The sequence below is a fragment of the Fusibacter sp. A1 genome (assembly GCF_004125825.1).
In the GTDB taxonomy this organism is placed as follows: Bacteria; Bacillota; Clostridia; order Peptostreptococcales; family Acidaminobacteraceae; genus QQWI01.
Window position 1 is genome coordinate 1 of sequence record NZ_QQWI01000009.1, and the last position, 17715, is coordinate 17715.

20 protein-coding genes are annotated in these 17715 nt (G+C 44.9%); 1 reads left to right on the forward strand and 19 read right to left on the reverse strand.

Translation table 11 applies throughout. The features are described from left to right. Window positions 1–156: 156 nt before the first annotated feature. From DWB64_RS13265 to DWB64_RS13275, 3 genes are all read right to left on the reverse strand, one after another. Window positions 157–351, reverse strand: a complete 195-nt coding sequence (locus DWB64_RS13265) for a YwbE family protein (protein WP_129488735.1) — start codon at window positions 349–351, stop codon at window positions 157–159. Between the two features lie 54 nt (window positions 352–405). Then, window positions 406–1761, reverse strand: coding sequence for a 23S rRNA (uracil(1939)-C(5))-methyltransferase RlmD (rlmD, locus tag DWB64_RS13270; RefSeq protein WP_164980412.1), 1356 nt, complete (start codon window positions 1759–1761; stop codon window positions 406–408). Between the two features lie 120 nt (window positions 1762–1881). Next, window positions 1882–2712, reverse strand: a complete 831-nt coding sequence (locus tag DWB64_RS13275; RefSeq protein ID WP_129488737.1) for a hypothetical protein — start codon at window positions 2710–2712, stop codon at window positions 1882–1884. A 155-nt stretch (window positions 2713–2867) separates the two neighbouring features. Between DWB64_RS13275 and DWB64_RS13280 the strand changes: the two genes are divergently transcribed. Continuing rightward, window positions 2868–3527, forward strand: a complete 660-nt coding sequence (locus DWB64_RS13280; protein WP_164980413.1) for an HAD family hydrolase — start codon at window positions 2868–2870, stop codon at window positions 3525–3527. Window positions 3528–3563: 36 nt separating this feature from the next. Here the strand turns inward: DWB64_RS13280 and DWB64_RS13285 are convergent, their stop codons facing one another. The 16 genes from DWB64_RS13285 to DWB64_RS13360 form a co-directional block, all read right to left on the reverse strand. Beyond that, entirely contained in the window at window positions 3564–4025 is a 462-nt protein-coding gene (locus DWB64_RS13285; RefSeq protein WP_129488739.1) for an L-2-amino-thiazoline-4-carboxylic acid hydrolase, read from the reverse strand. Window positions 4026–4046: 21 nt separating this feature from the next. Beyond that, window positions 4047–5933, reverse strand: a complete 1887-nt coding sequence (gene abc-f / locus DWB64_RS13290; RefSeq protein WP_129488740.1) for a ribosomal protection-like ABC-F family protein — start codon at window positions 5931–5933, stop codon at window positions 4047–4049. Between the two features lie 3 nt (window positions 5934–5936). Then, window positions 5937–7124, reverse strand: a complete 1188-nt coding sequence (locus tag DWB64_RS13295; protein ID WP_164980414.1) for an MFS transporter — start codon at window positions 7122–7124, stop codon at window positions 5937–5939. 313 nt (window positions 7125–7437) lie between these two features. Beyond that, on the reverse strand, window positions 7438–8091 hold the full coding sequence (locus DWB64_RS13300) for an HAD family phosphatase (protein ID WP_243118987.1): 654 nt from the start codon (window positions 8089–8091) through the stop codon (window positions 7438–7440). Window positions 8092–8183: 92 nt separating this feature from the next. Continuing rightward, complete coding sequence (locus DWB64_RS13305) at window positions 8184–8609, reverse strand: thioesterase family protein (protein WP_129488743.1); 426 nt, start codon at window positions 8607–8609, stop codon at window positions 8184–8186. 54 nt (window positions 8610–8663) lie between these two features. Further along, the gene (locus DWB64_RS13310; RefSeq protein ID WP_129488744.1) at window positions 8664–9206 is read right to left on the reverse strand and encodes a DUF6648 family protein; all 543 of its coding nucleotides are present in this window, start codon (window positions 9204–9206) and stop codon (window positions 8664–8666) included. Window positions 9207–9219: 13 nt separating this feature from the next. After that, entirely contained in the window at window positions 9220–9546 is a 327-nt protein-coding gene (locus DWB64_RS13315; protein ID WP_129488745.1) for a DUF1904 family protein, read from the reverse strand. Window positions 9547–9555: 9 nt separating this feature from the next. Further along, complete coding sequence (locus DWB64_RS13320; protein ID WP_129488746.1) at window positions 9556–10233, reverse strand: metallophosphoesterase; 678 nt, start codon at window positions 10231–10233, stop codon at window positions 9556–9558. Between the two features lie 16 nt (window positions 10234–10249). After that, window positions 10250–10966: an ATP-binding protein gene (locus DWB64_RS13325; RefSeq protein ID WP_129488747.1), complete on the reverse strand. Its 717-nt coding sequence runs from the start codon at window positions 10964–10966 to the stop codon at window positions 10250–10252. Continuing rightward, window positions 10966–11760: a GTP pyrophosphokinase family protein gene (locus tag DWB64_RS13330; RefSeq protein ID WP_129488918.1), complete on the reverse strand. Its 795-nt coding sequence runs from the start codon at window positions 11758–11760 to the stop codon at window positions 10966–10968. Before DWB64_RS13330 ends, DWB64_RS13325 begins: the two co-directional genes overlap by 1 nt. A 47-nt stretch (window positions 11761–11807) precedes the next feature. Further along, window positions 11808–12491, reverse strand: coding sequence for an HAD family hydrolase (locus DWB64_RS13335; protein WP_129488748.1), 684 nt, complete (start codon window positions 12489–12491; stop codon window positions 11808–11810). Further along, window positions 12484–13407, reverse strand: a complete 924-nt coding sequence (locus DWB64_RS13340) for a TIGR01212 family radical SAM protein (RefSeq protein WP_129488749.1) — start codon at window positions 13405–13407, stop codon at window positions 12484–12486. The genes DWB64_RS13335 and DWB64_RS13340 overlap by 8 nt, the downstream gene beginning before the upstream one ends. 13 nt (window positions 13408–13420) lie before the next feature. After that, a complete protein-coding gene (locus DWB64_RS13345; RefSeq protein WP_129488750.1) occupies window positions 13421–14494 on the reverse strand; it encodes a PilZ domain-containing protein in 1074 nt (357 codons plus the stop codon). A gap of 17 nt (window positions 14495–14511) precedes the next feature. Further along, the gene (locus DWB64_RS13350) at window positions 14512–15627 is read right to left on the reverse strand and encodes a YibE/F family protein (protein ID WP_129488751.1); all 1116 of its coding nucleotides are present in this window, start codon (window positions 15625–15627) and stop codon (window positions 14512–14514) included. 126 nt (window positions 15628–15753) lie between these two features. Continuing rightward, window positions 15754–16260: an ECF transporter S component gene (locus tag DWB64_RS13355; protein ID WP_129488752.1), complete on the reverse strand. Its 507-nt coding sequence runs from the start codon at window positions 16258–16260 to the stop codon at window positions 15754–15756. 123 nt (window positions 16261–16383) lie between these two features. Further along, window positions 16384–17715: a hypothetical protein gene (locus DWB64_RS13360; RefSeq protein ID WP_129488753.1), complete on the reverse strand. Its 1332-nt coding sequence runs from the start codon at window positions 17713–17715 to the stop codon at window positions 16384–16386.

The window sequence follows — 17715 nt, forward strand, 5'->3', positions numbered from 1 at the left end:
CCGGCTTCCTTCAGATTCGCAGTCACCCGCGACACCCTTGCCTTAAGCTATACACTTCCCACTACTAGGGCGTGTTCGGGACTTGCACCCGTTGGATTGCGCCCATGCTGGGCGCACATAAAAAAAGGGCACACACAAGGCATGCCCTACAATGATTTAGCCGATGATTTCTTTTACCCTTCCTACGGTGCCGTCCTCTAGCATGACCTTGATGCCGTGGGGATGGTTGGCGGAGTTGGTCAGAAGTTTCTTTACGACTCCTTCTGTCAGCTCGCCTGTTCGTTGATGGTTTTTTTGAACAACCTTGACTCTGATTCCTACTTGAATGTTGCTTCTTTTATTACCGTCCATAAAAGGCTCCTTTGCGGTTATAAGAAAAGGTAGCTCATGATGGCTACCTTTTGATTATTTTTTTGTTAGTTTTACGACCGCTTCCACGTGGTCGGTGTGCGGGTACATGTCGACAAGTTTGCACTTATCAACACAATAGCCGTGGCTGATAAAGTCTTCTAGGTCTTCGACCATCGTCTTTGGATTACAGGATACGTAGATGATCTCCTGGGCGCCGTAGCTTGCGATTTTGCCAACAGCTTTTGTCAGGATTCCTGCTCTTGGAGGGTCTACGATGATGACTTCTGGTCGGTCGTGTACATCTTGCAGCACTTGGAACACATCTCCTGCTATGAATTCGCAGTTTTCGATGTTGTTTTCTACAGCATTCACATTCGCGGCTTTCACGGCGTCTTCGATGATCTCGACACCGATTACCTTTTTCGCTTTTTTGGCGACAATCTGACCGATGGTGCCGGTTCCTGAAAACAGGTCGAAGATGGTCTGACCTTCGATGTCGTCGATCATGTCTACTGCTGTCTGATACAGCACTTCTGCCCCTAAGCTGTTTGTCTGGAAGAAGGAGAAGAAGGATATCTTGAATTTAAGGTCGAACAGTTCTTCGTAAAAGTAGTCCCTGCCGTAGATGAGCTTGTCCTCAGGGTTCGGTTTTACCACATCGCCAAGGCCGTCGTTCACCAGGTGGTAGATTCCGACGATAGTGCCCTCTAGCTCTAATCCAAGCAAGGTGTCTACAAAGAGTTTTTCGTCAAACACAGGGCTAGAAGTCGTCGAGATGCCGACTAAGAGTTCGCCTGTCTTCTGACCTTTTCTGACGACCACATGTCTTAAGAGTCCAGCTTCTCTGTTACGGTCGAACTTGCCCCAGTCCTGATCTCTTGACAGGGTTTCTATCGTGTTGATGATCGTCCTGTAGTCCGAGTCGATCAGGTGGCAGTTGGGTATGCTGACAACATCGTAGAACCTTCCTTTACGGTGCATTCCAAGGTTTAACTGACCACCTTTTTCAGCATCGCCGAAGCTGTATTCCATCTTGTTTCTGTATTCGTATTCTTTAGGGCTTGCGATGACCTCTTCCACTTTGATGTTGATGTTCGCATTGGTAAAGAGGCTTTCCACCGCTGTCTTTTTAAGGTTCAGCTGTTCCTCATACGGCACTGTCTGTCTTGCACAGCCTCCGCATTCTCCAAAGTGCTCGCAGAACGATGCGACCTCGTAGGGTGCCCTTTCCAAAACTTCGATGACTTTTCCCTGTTTGTTGGTTCGTCTGTTTTTAGAAAGTTTGTAGTTGATTTTTTGACCCGGTAGAGCCCCTTTGATCTTTATTTTGTTGTCGCCCTGCATGACGATGCCGTGGCTGGCATATTCAAGCGAGCTGACGATTCCTTCGTACGTTTGTCCTTTTTTCATGTTTACGCCTTTTCTTTTAAAGAGTATGTCAGACATACTGTAATTTGAATTTACTAAGCTATTATATGTGATGTCACACATAAAAACAAGGTGCGATCACCGCACCTTGTTAAAGGATCTTTAAATCGTCCACATATTATGGATGATACCCACCAGATACCATTTGCCGTCGGTGTATTCTTCAAACACAAGTCTTAGGCTGGTCCAGTCCATTCCCTGGTACTTTTCTTCAAAGCCTGGGAAGTAGTACTCCACTCTGATGGAGCCAGGATAGATTTCTGCTGAATTCTCGTAGCTGTTCCCATAGCCGAGCTGCTCGTTGTAGGAAATCTGGGGGGCGTTCAGGTAGTCCGCATTATAGATGTAGTTTTCATAATAGGAGAACGGTGATGCGAGGATATCGTCCCCTGTTCCGTCGTGCTTGCCCCAGACGTATCTCGAAGAGTCCTCAAGCAAAACCGCGACTTCCTCAGCGCTGAACTTCTGGTCGGTGTCCTGGTTCACGGTGGTGATCGGTGTGAACCTGACGCCTTTTTCAGGATGGACATATTCAGACAGCTTTTTGAAGTTGATATCTCTAAGGGCGTACACAACCGCCGTTGCACGGTCTTCGATGACAAATTTGGCGCCGACTGTGGTGAGCACCGATCCTTCTTGTTTGACATCGCCGCTGATCGCATTGTACTTGATTTTTAAGGCTTCAAGTTCGCTTTGCACGGCTGTCAGTTTTTCTGCTATAAGTTGACTCGCATCCTCAGACGACGTCAGTTTTGCCTGTAGGTCCGAATTCTCCTTTTCAAGCGCCTGCTTTTCATCTTCGAGACTTTGAATGCGCGTGTTCAACTCATCAAGGTTTACGGTGCCTGTTGAATTTTGATTACCGGTCGTGGTCGAACATGCGGTGAGTGTCAGTATCAATAGTGCCGATATCAGTAGTTTTATTGTTTTCATAAATGCCTCCTAATTGGTTTACCTTATTATTGTACCATGCTTCTGGGTTGATTTTTCTTAAATATGTCTTAAAAATGGAAGTGTTGACACTAAGACCTCGGCTTGATACTCTAATCTAAAGTACAAAAGTTGCTTGTAAACCTATGGAGGTAATCATGAAGGCATTGATTTTCTTTGATATAAACGGAACGATAATTAAACGGGATAGCAGAACTGATCTGCCTTATTCTGACGCGATTGATGAATACTTGAATCTGACCGGCGGAATGGAAGGAATCAACACCAGCGCCCGTAGCGATAAGGATGTTTTCCATGAAGTGCTCGACAGAAACAACCTTGAATTTACTGATGATCTATGGGAAGGCTTTCTTAACGTGTATGAGAACCATCTCAAAGCATATGAGACAAGTGATGTATGGCGTGAAAATGCAGATGCAGTCCCCTTTATAAAGGCACTTTCAAAATCTGACCATTTGCTCACTATGATCACCGGAGAGTTGTCCATAGGTGCTGAGTACAAACTGAGAAAACTTGGCGTATGGAAGTATTTTCCTACCGGTGGTTTTGGCGAGGACGGACTGAAGCGATTCGAAATCGCTGATGCAGCACTTGAAAAGGCGAAATCGATTTACGGTACCGATTTTGATCAGATGTATGTGATAGGAGATACTCTACTTGATATCCAGACTGCACGGCACTTAGGCGCGAAGGTTATCGCTATCGCCACAGGTTCCAACACAAAAGAGGAACTCGCGGCGTTAAATCCCGATTACCTGATTGAATCATTCAAAGAAATTGAATCTCTATTCTTTTGATAAAACCCGCTTCTCAGCCGAGAAGCGGGTTTAAAATTATTTGTTATAGTAACAATGATTACAGTACTCATCGTTTTTCATCAGTGTTTTCGACCTAGTAAAACCTATTGTCTCACTGAAGTTCTCCACAGCGATCGGACTTCTAGAGCAGTAGTACAGATACCCCCACTCCGCGGCGTTCAGTTCATGGGCCATATCGGCTAGCGGACACCTGGTTGTCATGATTTGAATAAGGTCGTCCTTATTTTCGATGGTAAACTCGATCCCTGCGGACCTGCTCACATGTTCCCACTGGATGTCGACAAGTTCTTCAGCCGTATGTTTTGAATGGATGTTTTTCAGCTGCTGCCACTCATACTCCGTCTGTCTTTTTACATGCTCCTTCACAGCATCCAGCAGTAAATCGCCATAGACGCCTTTCATCTCGTTCAGTTTTTGTACTTTCTCGCCAAAATGTAGTTCTTCTAGTTCTGCAAGTTGGTCTAGTATCTCTTTCAAACCGATCACTCCTCAAATGGATTATTGGTACGTCAGCCACAGTTCCATTTTATCATGTAAAGCACTTTGGAGCATATCTATTTCTGATTGAATTTCATTTAATTTTACATAATCTGTCGCGTATGTGGTCAGGTCAGACGTCGCAGCTTCGATTTTCTCTTCTAGCTTGGCGATCTCTCCTTCGAGCGCGTTGATTTTGAATTCATTTATCTTTTTAGGCTTTTCTTCCGTTTTGACTGTCGAATTTGACTGCACGGGCTTTGTCGGTGCTTTTTCCTTATCAATTGCCTGCTGCACATATTTATGCCTTTGGTTAACAAAATCATCGTAGTTGCCTTCAACGCTGTAGACGGTTCCGTCTTTGAGCCAAAGTATTCTGTCGGCGATCATGTTGATGAAGTACCTGTCGTGCGAGATAAAGAAGAGCGTTCCGCCAAAATCGCCAAGGGTAGATTCAAGCTTTTCTTTGGACTGGATATCCAGATGGTTGGTCGGCTCATCGAGCAGCATCAGATTATAGCTTTCAAGTGTAAAAAGCATCAGCATAAGCCTGCTCTTTTCACCCCCTGAAAGCGAGCCGACGCTTCTAAATACCTCTTCACCCTTAAAGCCGTAATGCGCAAGCATGTTCCTTGTCTGGGCCTGCGTGAGCAGGGCGGCTTGCTTGACATACTCGAGAATACTTTCACTTTCATTTGTGAAGCTTACCTCTTGCTCTAGGTAGCCGACTTTCGCCTCATCCGATGCCTTAAGCAGTCCTGAGTCCATGGACACTTGACCGATAAGTGAGCGCATGATGGTACTTTTACCGGTTCCGTTACCTCCGATAAGGCAGACCTTTTCACCTCTAAACACTTCGAACTCAAGTGCTTCGAATAGTTTTTTCTCACCAAAGGATTTTCCTATCTTGTCTGCTATGATCATCCTTTTACTTGATTTTTTCACAGCTTTGATATCAAAGTCGAACCTGTGCAGATTGGCGTCGGGCCGATCGAGCTTTTCCATTTCTTCAAGCCTTTTTTCAAACTGCTTGGCTTTCGCATAGAACTTTTCATTGTCGGACTTTTGCGCCCAGGCCCTGAATCTTTTGATCGTCTCTTCTATGTTCTTGATTTTTCTTTGCTGTTCTTTGTAGGCTTTAAGCTCAAGTGCGAGCTTGGCCTCCTTTTCGATTGTAAAAAGCGAGTAGTTGCCGTGGTAGATGTCCGCTTTTCCAAAGTTGATCTCCACCACCTTGTCGATGGTCTGGTCCATGAAGTACCTGTCATGCGAGATGATCACCACAGCGCCTTTATAGCGGTTGATGAACTCCTCTAGCCACTCCAGCATTTCGGTGTCCAGATGGTTTGTCGGTTCGTCAAGCAGCAGCACGTCTGGCGCCTCCAGTAACAGCTTTGCGATGGAGACCCGCGTCTTTTCACCGCCAGACAGGCTTTCGTATTCCTGCACTAGCAGATCATGAAGCTTAAAGGCCTCTGTAATCTGTGCGAGGTTAAGCTCGATCTCATATCCGCCCTTGACCTCAAACTCATGCTGTAACCTGCTATACTCTCCTAGCAGTCTGTCGGACACGATCCCAGCCTCCATTTGAAGTTCGATCGTCCTCATCTGCTTTTCGATTAGATAAAGGTTTTCAAACGGCAGCTTCAGCACTTCGTCGACGCACATCTTGTAAAACTGCACCGGAATCTGGGGAAGGTAGCCGATGCTCACCCCTTTTCTAACCTGAACGAGCCCGTCGGTCGCATCTTCCTCACCGGTGATGATTCTAAACAGCGTCGTCTTGCCGGCGCCGTTGTTTCCGATCAGTCCGATCTTCTCTCCGGTGTGTATGTCAAAATGAACGTCTTCTAGAACGACCTCTTCGTAGTATTTTTTCTTTATATGGTGTAGTGCGATATCCAGCATGGCTTATACCTCCTTTTCTTTCTCTGTATCTCTTATTGTATTTTTTAATCGCAAGAATGTGAAGCCCATCAGGGGTACCGATGTGAAAAATACCATGATAAATCCCGCCTTGAATCCGAAACTGCTCGCAACCCAACCAAAAACCGGAAAATACAGGATCATCAGAAGGCTGAAGACCATGGCCTGAAAGGACAATAGGGTCGCCCTATGCTCAGACGGGATCAGTTGATTGATGTAGTCTGAAAACGCCACGAAGAGCACTCCGTCGATGCAGGATATCATGATGAAGAACGCGATTTCCATGGGGAGGAAGGCGATGCCCGCAAGGGCGATAAGCGTCGCGACAGCAGACGTCCTGATAATGCGGTACCTTCCGAATTTTTCTTCAAACCAGTGGGCTCTCGTACTGAACAGGATGCTCAACAGCGATGCCGACGCAAGCGTCACACCGATCCAAGTCTCTGAGAACCCTTTGCCTTTCAAGAAGTTTTGAAAATAGAAGAACAGCGTGGTGTGAAACAGCGAGAACGACTCGATGAACACGACATAATCAAGTATCTGCGCGTTGTCCCTAATCACCCCGATCGATCCTTTGATGTGCCCGAGCATCGACACCTTCTTCTGATCGGTCTGATGAACCGTAGGTTCCTTGAACGACAAGGCTGAAATAATGGCCAGCACATTGATTAGGATGGATATCCCGTAGCCAAGCTCGTAATTGAAGGTCGCTATCCACCCACCGATGATCAAAGAACTTGTCTTGGCTGTCTGAAAACAAAGCTCGATGATGCCTTTGATCTTCATATAGCGGTTTGATTCCCCGATTTCGACAAGCGTGTCGTACACCAGAGCATCTCCTGCGCCTGATTCCATATTGTAACTTAGGCTGCTGAACACGAATGCGACGGCGAACATCCAAAAGCTATGCGACGAAAGCATCAGAGCCGTACCGACAAGCGCCAGCACTCTTCCCATCACTCTTGAGGTTTTTCTTCCAAACCTGTCGGCGACGATTCCTGTGGGTATCTCCATCAAAAGGCTGCTGATATGGAAAATGGATTCGAGTATTCCGATCTCCAGCAGGCTCATCCCCCTATAGGCCAAAAAGAGCATCCAAATGGCATCGGTGACCGCAACGGATGATACAAAGGTGTATATATAGTTTTTTACAATATTCTTTTTAAGTATCATGTCTATTTCCTCCAAAAACAAAAACATCCCCATGTAATACATGGGGATGCTACCTAGCGCAAAATTTGCAATAAAAAACGCTCAGGCAAGCCCTGAGCGAATATCCCAACGAACTTACATTTATTTCCAACGATTACTATAGAGTTATCCCGTAAACGTTGTTTGAAATAAATGAAACACACACCAAACCAATGGGGAATCTTGAGAATATTAAATTTTTATTCGCAATTTGGTTAGCCATCGGTCTGCTCCTAAAGTTTGTTAAAGGTCATTTTCTTAATCAGTGTACCATAGTTTGAATCTTTTATCAATTCTATAGAATGCAAAGCTCGTTAAAATCTTTTATCATCTGAATCGAATCGGATTCGATCTCACGCTTGTAGGGCGCAGACAAGTCGTCATGGACTGCGATGACATCCATTCCCGCACGGTTTGCAGCGATTACTCCGGCATGAGTGTCTTCAAACACCAGGCATTTGCTTGGGTGCACATCAAGGTCCTCAGCCACCTTTAAGAAGACATCTGGGTTAGGCTTTCCTTTTTCTACCTCACAAGAAGTTCTTATCGTACTGATCAGCTCTATGACTTCATGTTTTTTCAGCACGAGCTCTGTCATTTCCCTAAAATTAGATGTACCGACTCCTAGCTTGACACCGTTTTTATGGAGCTTGTGCATAAACTCTTTCGCACCCGATTTTAGCGGTATCTTATGGGCATAGTAGTCGTGAGCCATCGCTATCCATTCGCTTTTGATGTCTTCCACTGAATCTTCTATGTCGAATCGATTTTTAAAATAGGTCGCCGTTTCTGTCGTCGACATCCCTTCAATTTCTTTCTGTAGTTCCGCTGGTAATGTGTAGCCATGCTTTATCAGATAAGCTTCATCGATATCTTTCCATATCCACATCGAATCCACAAGTGTTCCATCCAGGTCAAAAATAACCGCTTCATATTGTTTTGTAGGCACAGACAATTCCTCCCAGTTCATAAAAAAACAGTCTTCCTGATTGGAAAACTGTTTTCATTCTACGCCTATTTTTAGTTTTTTACAAGTTTGAGTTAGAAATCACGATTTTCAAGCAGTGTCTCTCGTTCATTCGCTTTAGAAAGTAGCGCAGATTTGTTCACAACGGCACGTACGTGGTTACCTAATCCGATTTGCCCCACTTCGTCAAAGGCGTGCATGGCAAGTTGCACCTTGTTGCCGTCAAAAGCGGTTATCTCTACTTTTACAGAAACCGTTTCGCCGAGCACTGTCGGTTTTTCGTGGATTACTTGAGCCATTTGTCCTACGGTGATATACCCTTCAGGTAAATGGGCATCCAGTAACTTGGCACTGGCTTCAATCATAAGTGCCACAAGTGACGGTGTAGCCAACAGATTTTCAAGCTGCCCACTTCCATAGTTGAGCGCTGTATCTTCTTCAGTGATTTTCTTTTGAATCGTCAATGATTCTCCAATTGGAATTGTTGGAATATTAATCATGGTATCACCTCCCTATTAGATTGATACCACAGTAAAAAATTAATACACAAAAAACTAAACTTCGTAATAGGGTTTATTGATATAGGTGTCGATAATCGAAGGTCTTACGCTATTGTTCAGTATGCTTCGCGACTTCAGTGAGGCGATGATCCTTTGGTCGAGCGTATGCATGATCACCTTTTCTTCTCTGATGAGCACGATTTCAACCAGCTTGCTTTTCAACTTGCTCGATGCCGATTTCACGTAATATGCTCTTATGTCTTCCGCATCGATAATATACAAAAGCAAATACGACACGCGTTCCTTAATTGCATACTGCTCGTCGGACAGCTTCTGAAACTCCGTGGCGGCTTGCGGCATCGTCTCCTTCATTTCGCGGTATTTCATTTGATTGTACTTGGCCATCGTATTGTAATACTGATAGTAAAATACGCCTTCCTCAACCGAACTGACCCTAGTGGGTTCTGTAATGTCGAGTCCTTCGTACAAGTCCACATTGGAGAGTATGAAAGATGTCTTATCCAGCTCCTGTGCTTCTAGGGCATGGATCAGATCAAGTCTCTTCTTTTTATGTGCTAAAAAATCAATAGGTTTCATCAAAACTTCCAGTCTAGTAGTGTTCTCCGTCTGAGTAATAGTTGTTCTCGATAAAAGGGATGAATACCACTTCTAGCGCCTCTATTCCAGCGGATTTAAAATGTCTGTCGATCGCTTTCGCGCTTAAATCCTGTATATCCTGTCCTCTATCGAACCAGCCCACTTGCACAAACGGGAAGGTCGGTGCCAATTGCCCGTTTTCAAACGAAATAGTACTGATACAGTCGATTGTGAAATAATCGGTCGGTGAATCCATGATTTTTGCCAGGTCCTCCACCAAATCCGCCGCTACGGCCTGAACTTGACCTGGTTCAATTCCTCTAATCGTAAGCTGTGGCATGCTAGCCTCCTATCCAATTTCTTTTAACTTAAAATCCAAATAGTCACAGGAAATCAGCTGGTAATCGATTCCGTCAATCTCCCCTTGTTTCACCGTTTGGTAATTCGAATGGATATGTCCGAAATAGACTTCTCTGATCTCATGCTCCTCGATCAATCTATTGAGTTCTGTTTTTCTACCGCGCTCGTCAAAAGGTGGAAAATGAAGCACACAGACGATCGGCACCTTTTCTTTGAGTGCTTCGATCGATAATTTGAGCCTGTTGCACTCCCTGTTGAAGACCTTGACATCCTGCTCTGTCGCGCCTGTGTCACCAGGCGCCGTCCAGCCTCTAGTTCCGACAATGCCGATGCCGTCAACCACATAGGCGTTGTTTTGAATAAAATCGATGCTCTCGTACTTTCCACGCATCTTTTTAAGCGTACTCCACCAGTAATCATGGTTTCCTCTGAGTAAAAGCTTCTTACCCGGCAGGGCATCCAGCCAACTGAGATCGGCCTGCGCTTCTTCAAGATTGATCGCCCAGGAGATATCCCCTGCGATGATCACGGTATCCGCCTGCGTGACGCGTGCGATCCAGTCCTCTTTGATCCGCTCATAATGTGATTCCCATTTTGGTCCAAAAACATCCATGGGTTTATCAGAGCTGAAACTCAAGTGTAGATCGCCAATGATAAATAAACCCATCCAACCACCTCAACAACTATAGTAATTCATCCGTCCATACGTTTCCCATGGCACTGATGATCCGTCTCTTAAAATCTTTAAATTCTCCGGCCTGTGTCTCGACCCACTCCTTGTAGCGCTCCCTGTTGGTTTCGCCGTTGTAGGGGCAACTCGATTGGATTACAGGTAACAAAAGCAGTTCTCCCGCTCTCTTAATCACCTGCTCCTCAAGACCGATCATCGGCCTGATGATCGAAAGTCCTGACGAAGCCTCTGTCCTGATCGGAGGCATACCTGCCATTTTTCCGTTTTCAAACATGTTCATAAAAAAGGTTTCTATCACATCGTCCATATGGTGTCCGACTGCGATCTTGTTAAATCCCTTTTCGATGGCGAGCCTTTTCAGTACACCTTTTCTAAGTCGCGCACAGCGGTAGCAGACACTCTTACGTTCCTGAAGATCGATCTGCTCGTTGATGTTTGTGACTTCGATGTGAAAGTCGATTCCTTCTTCTTTTAGAATTTCCTTGACCTTGGTGAAATCGGAATGGTATCCCGCATCTACATGAACCACCAAAAGTTCAAAGTCGTAAATCTGGTATTTCTTCAGCCACCCCATAAGAAGTGAAAGCAGCAAAGAATCTTTGCCGCCTGAGAGTCCTACTATGATTTTATCGCCATCTTCAATCAACCGGTATTTTTCTACCGCTTGCCTGATGGGCTTGATGAGTTCTTGTCTGATATAACTTTCCATTACTCGTTCTCCGAATTCTTAAACAGCTGGTACCTTGGTAGAACATCCTTCATCTCATTAAGCAGATCCTCGAGTTCCTGTACGGTACCGTCATCCCACAGGTGTTCAAATTTTCTTTGGAAAGACATCGCCTCTTCGGTTCTGCCTGCAACCATGAACACCCTGATGTTCGAAGTGATATCGGATACAAGATTCGACTTAAATTCGAACAGCAGCTGAGCCTTGATGATCTCGTTTCTGATCTCGCACATCTCATCGTCCAGATCTCCAGCAGCCTTCGCTGAATTCTTAAGCCGTTCCCTGATAGACTGAGGGATATTGGACTTGTACTTATAGTTAAGCGAATGCTCGATGGTCGCCCAAAAGTTCATCGCTAGTGTTCTGATTTGAAGTTCTGCTAAAACCTCTTTTGGTCCGAAAGCCGTTTGCACCGGATACCTGATAATCACGTGATAACTCCTATATCCGGAGCTTTTCACATGTTCCACATAATCTTTTTCGTAAACGATTTTCAGATCGTGTCCGTCACGCTGTCTTAATAAGTCAACGACACGGTAGATATCATCATTAAACTGACACATGATTCTAAGACCTGCGATATCCTCCATCATCTCTTCGATCTGATCAAGAGGTATGTCACGTCTTTTCGCCTTCTCAATGATTGACGAGATTTTCTTAACTCTACCTGTGACAAATTCCATGGGCGAATACTCGTTGAGTTCTCTAAATTCGTTGCGCATGGATTTGAATTTTACTTTGAGTTCTTCTACAGCTTGCTCATATGGAATGAGCATGGATTTCCATTCTCGTATATTATGCACACGTCACCTCATCAACTCTACTAATAACCTTTAGGCCACTGATTGTCAATCACACCAATTAGTTCACTAAAATGATCAATGATAAAATCAGGAGTATGTACTGCCAATTCCCTTTCATCATAATACCCTGTTGTGGTTGCTACTGCAACAAAATCATTCGATTTAGCTGAAGTAATGTCCTTTGGAGTATCTCCTATCACCATCACTTCATCATCTAAAAACTTGGTTCTGAACACATCTTCGGCGCGGGTTCTTGCAAGCGCAAGCAGCGCATCCCTGTCACCGACCTCGTCCCCAAACGCTCCATGTTCAAAATAGTCGCTCAGTCCCGACAATTCAAGCTTTACTCGCGCGCCGGCTTTGCAGTTTCCTGTTCCGATCACATGATAAAGTCCCGGTCTTTGCAGATTCTTGAGCACAGGCTCAATACCGTCGATCACCACTATCCCCTGGCCGGTCGTCAAAAGCTTCATCAAGCGCTCGGCATACATGCGGTAGAATGCGGCACTGTCAAAATCAGAAAGTCCATAGGAGCTGTTGATGGTCTTGATCACCTCAGAATCCACAACTCCCGCAAGGCTGATCCGCTGCATCGCCCCTTCAATGCCATACATCTCTTTGTAAGTAGCTTCAAGGGCTTCTTTGCCGGTACCGAAGCAATGTAGCAAGGTACCATCGATATCCCAAATGACTAATTTACTCATAAACGCTCCATTTCAGTCTGTCACCTTGTTGGATATTTTGTTTTACCAATAAGGTGTCCAGTTCATCTTGTAGGTAACGCCAGCTTCTGCTCCAATTGCAAAACAAGGTCTGATCCTTGGGTGCTCTTCCAAAAAAGCGTTGAACGCCAATCCTAGGCGACAGATGCCTCAAGAATAGGATAATTCTTTCGTAGTACTCTTCAATTCCACAGATTTCAATCGATCCTTCCTCATAAAGTCTCGCAAGCTCTGTGCCTTTAAGCACATAGAGGCTGTGCAGCTTGACCGTGTCCACCTCCAAAGCAGACATGAGTCTTGCAGCGGATACGATATCTTCTTTCGTGTCCCAAGGTAAATTGGGTATCAGGTGCACGCCAACCTGAAAGCCTTTTTCTTTTATCTTATTGACCGCATGAACGAAACAAGCCACATCATGTCCACGGTTGATCTTTCGTAGTGTCTCATCGTTCACACTCTGAAGCCCAAGCTCAATGCTTATCGCTAGACCGGTTTCCTGCTTGAACTTAGCAAGCGCCTCCAGATGTGCGCCGCTCAAGCAGTCAGGCCTCGTGGACAGGCAGATTTCGACGATGTTCTCGATAGTTGCAGCCTGAACAAATCCCATCATCTCGTCCACCGGTAAATACGTGTTCGAGTAATTCTGAAAATATGCGATGAATTTCTCCGCCTTGTATTTTTCTTTAATATAACTCATATTTCGTCTGAGCTGCTCGACCACTGAAACCTGCACTTCGAGCATTTCAAAACCCGCACCTATCTCCGAACAGAAGATGCAGCCTCCAGAACCTGCGGCACCGTCCCTATTGGGGCAGGTCACCGGTAAGTTCACAGGCAGTTTGTATACTTTCTGCTGATACATGTCTTTTAAATAATCCGAATATCTATAATATGTCAAATGAATACCTCTATCATACGTTCAATACGGTTGCATATAAGGTGACGCAAATCAAGATGGCGAGCAGTGCGAAGCTCCCACAAACCACAAAGGTCATATTCACAGGTTTTCTACCTGCGAATCTTAACCGATCAATTGTTAATCCCAATATGGATAATATAATTGTACCCACTGAAACACCGATTGCAACATTGAGTGCCTGCGGGCTCCAACCTGTCCGGGTATAGATGTTGAAAAATCTGGCGACAGGATATTCATTCACCGGTCGGGCAATGACAATCAGTATGAAAATGACAAAACACAAGATCCAGTTGATCGCCATGAGGTAGCCTAATCTTATTGAAAATTTCACGTCCGCATTATAGCGAACCAGCTTTTCTTCGCTCAAATTCGGTAGAATGTGCTCCATATGCGACTCGTAATCCTTGTTGGCGAGTTTTTTTAAATACTCCGCCTGTACGCCGTTGATCTGCCTGATCAGTTTTGTCTGCTGGGATTTTGACAAGTTGTTGAATCTCAACCTAAGATCATACCGCAGCATACTGTCAGGCATGTTGTCACAGCTGACGACGTCAGCGATGATATCGATCGGCTCCTTAGGGACCAGGACGATATGGATAATCACTTTTTCTCCCGGTTTGACGCGCTTTGTCGTAACGCACCTCATGCCTCCGGCGCTGATATCTCTTGAAAGCACTTCGATTTTCCCCGTACCGTCTAGGCTTGTGGAAAGCTCCATTTCCTTTACAAAATTCAATCGGTAGAAATCTCTTCTTTGTGTTTTCTTAAAGTCGCTGATTCTCAAAAGCTTAATCAGCGCGACACCCTCTCTATTTTCCTTCGATTCCAGGCGTGCTTTAAAACTAAAGATTTCATAGCGGCTTGTAGCCTTGTTCAACTGTGAAAATACCACTGTGATAATATTCCCGTTTCCGATCAAGACAACTTTACCACTGTGTATCGGAGCAAATACTTCAAAGACCTTATCTCCTTCGACAGATTCGATCACCGTCCTGTACTTGCTTGACGGATCATGCTTATCCAGTTGTAGTTCTACCGTATCTCCTGTGTTAAATTTTAAAGCCACACCCACACCCCCATAACCTATTTCATTTTACCCTTTAATAGCGCTACTGCCAAAAGTGCAGTAATCGGAATACTCATTACGATACCTATACTTCCCGCTAGGGACCTGACGAACTCAGTTGCGATCACATCAAGATTCATAACACGCATCATGGGCATCTCATTTGCTACAAACAGCAAGATCATCGGTAGCGAGCTACCTACATAGGCGAGAATGAGGGTATTCGTCATCGTACCCATCACATCCCGTCCGATATTCATGCCGGATGAATAAAGCTTTCTCCAGTGCATCGTCGGAGATACCGCGTTAAGTTCCTCAATCGCCGATGCGATAGACATGGCAACGTCCATCACAGCCCCTAAGGCTCCAAGTAAAATACCCGACAACAGCAGTTCGGTGGCCTTAAAGATATCACCTTGTGGAATAAACTTTAACATCACGGCTTCTTCGTTGGAGAAACCGGTCAGATGTATGCCTTTACTGAAGGAGTAGGCGATCACGCCAGAAATCACAACGCCGGCAGTCGTACCTACGATCGCTGCCAGGCTCTTCTTCGTCCATCCTGATACGATTCCAATGGTGAGCGTTGTCACAATCATCGCAATGACGATTGTCGTCATGATGGGACTGACCCCTCTTAGCAGCAGGGGAATATGTACAAACCAGATAGTGCCTAAAGTAATCGCAAGTGTTGCTACCGTCTTCACTCCTTGCCATCTGCCTACCCACAAGATAACGGCGACAAATGCGAGTACAAGCCAGATCACAGCATAGTCTCTCTGATAATCCCCTAAGAACACATCTTCGTAACCATCATTATAGGTTGTAAAGCCTACAATGATCCTATCCCCTGTTTTTAAATTCATGGGATAAGCTTCTGTCGAAGTGATATAAACTTCAAGGTGGATTAGCTCACCTTTCTTGTCGCCACTTTTAATTCTCGATTCGACAAGCAGCAGCTTCTCGATAAAGCCATCCGGTTCTATTGCCGCCTGGGTGACCGTCTCTACTACCGCTTTGTAGAGCTTCGTATCGCCAAGATCATTATCAGACTCATCCCCAGCATCTGCAAATGCGACTATGGAGGATAAGAGCATTACCATACAAAGAAAAATACTCATCAATTGTTTCATATCTTATAACCTTTCGTGGGTAGAGTTCATCAAATTTTATGTCTTAATCCATTTTACCATGAAAGCGCGCAATGCAAATTAAAAAATCCCCAAAGTAGACTGTTTGTCTAACTTTTGGGGATTTTTCTATTTAAGGTTTAATTTAGACAGTGCCGCGTAAAGTGGAGTCGCAAGCAATATTCCGCCTGTCGCTTGAATGATATTAGGTATGATGTCGATAACAGCGTACTCAGGGTATACAAACCATTCAAATGCGAAATACCCGCTGACCATCACTAGTCCGCCGAATACCGTTGCAATGATGAACTTGATGATCCTCATCCAGATCATATCGTCCACTTTAACCGTCTTACCTACGATGATTGCTACCACTAAGGCATCCAAACTCTTTATGATGAATGTAGGAAGGGCGTAGGATGCATATCCGGCAGCAAAGTCCGCTAAGAATGATCCTATGCCAGCCGCTAAGGCGCCTAAAGGGCCAAGCAAGGCTCCAGATATGTAGACCATCGTGTCTCCAAGATGCATATAACCGCTACCGGCCGGTATCGGGAATCCGATCAACCATGTTGCTACAAACACTAGTGCTGCGAATATTCCAGCAAGTGCAAGCTGTTTTGTATTCAATTTCATTGTGTCCTCCTAAAATTGTACCGCTACAGTTGTTTAATCTATGAGTTCAGTGAAATTGTAGCATGTTACTAGGATAAGAACAATACCCTACACCATCAAGATGCTATTGTACCGCTACGATTGTCACTCGTTAGACAAAAATAGGACTTCTCCATCTTCCACCGAAGCTACAAAGTAGATATACTCGCCCAGTCGGCCAATTATGCCGATGTTGTCAAAACTTCCGAATGAGTACGTTCGCAAACCTGTCACAACCACCAACTCGCCGCTTTCGTTTTTGTATAAGGTCAATCCCTCTTCGATATGGTGAACAGCTTCCGCGGCCTTACCCAGCGACTGGACCTCAAGCAGATGATTGTTTTCATCCGTCCTGACAAGCAGTTCACTTTTGTCCTCAAGTAGATAGTAGTTTCCGTCTTCTAGGGTGTACCTCTTTTTTATCCGCATCTGTTCGCCGTTCATGTCCACAGGCAAGACTTCCCACGTACCGCCTGCTATGTCATAGGTCATAATACCCGAATCACCCACAGAATCATTTCGACCCGCTACGATAAGCTGGTTTCCTTCCCAGATGATTTTTCCATAAGGGGTATAGGGTAGATGGATTACTGCAGTATAAACAACCTTTCGCTTTTTCAAATCAAAGTAGCCCAATCTGTCGCCAGAAGGCACATCGCTTAGTTTTGCAGCATCATCCAGATAATAATAGAACCCTACCTTAAGCGTCTCTGGTGCCGACCATTCGGGGCCGTTTCCTTTTAGCTTGGACGCATAGGCGGTACCTGAATCCGAACCGAAAATCGAAAAATAACTGTCATGCTGCGTCTCGCTGATCACTTCATACATAAAATACCCACCGTCAGGAGATAAACTCACTTGTTTTTCAAAATTCTCAAGCACGTTCTCAGGCACCTGAAAGTTCATGATTTTGTGCCTTGACTTCGTAAAATCATAGGTCACCATTCTCTTCTTGACAGGATGATAGTACAAAATCTTTGATTCATTCTCAGACAAGACAAACCTAAGCTCGGACAACTTGCTTACACTGTCCGTCAAATGCGAGGTTTGCCCACTGGCTGATGTGTATTCGAGCCCGCCTTCCTTTTCAGTGATTACTCCATGGCTCAGCTCGAGTATCGCATGACTTGAAGCCTGAGTATCCTCAGGACCCACGATCGTATCCGATTTAAAGTCGTATGTGAAGATACCGCTTTGATTCAGGTATTCTCCTTCTATCACTAGGGTCTCATCGTCTACAGAAATCACACGCCAGATCTTATCAAACCCAGTGATTTGAAAGGTCTGATCGACATACTTTCCTATCCTGACCACATCTTCTATGATGGGTACTTCAATTTCAGTCGCTACAACGACAGGTCGGTACTGATTCACCAAGACGTATCCGCTTGCAATAATCGCGAACAAAACAATTCCATAAGACAATAGCCTCTTCAT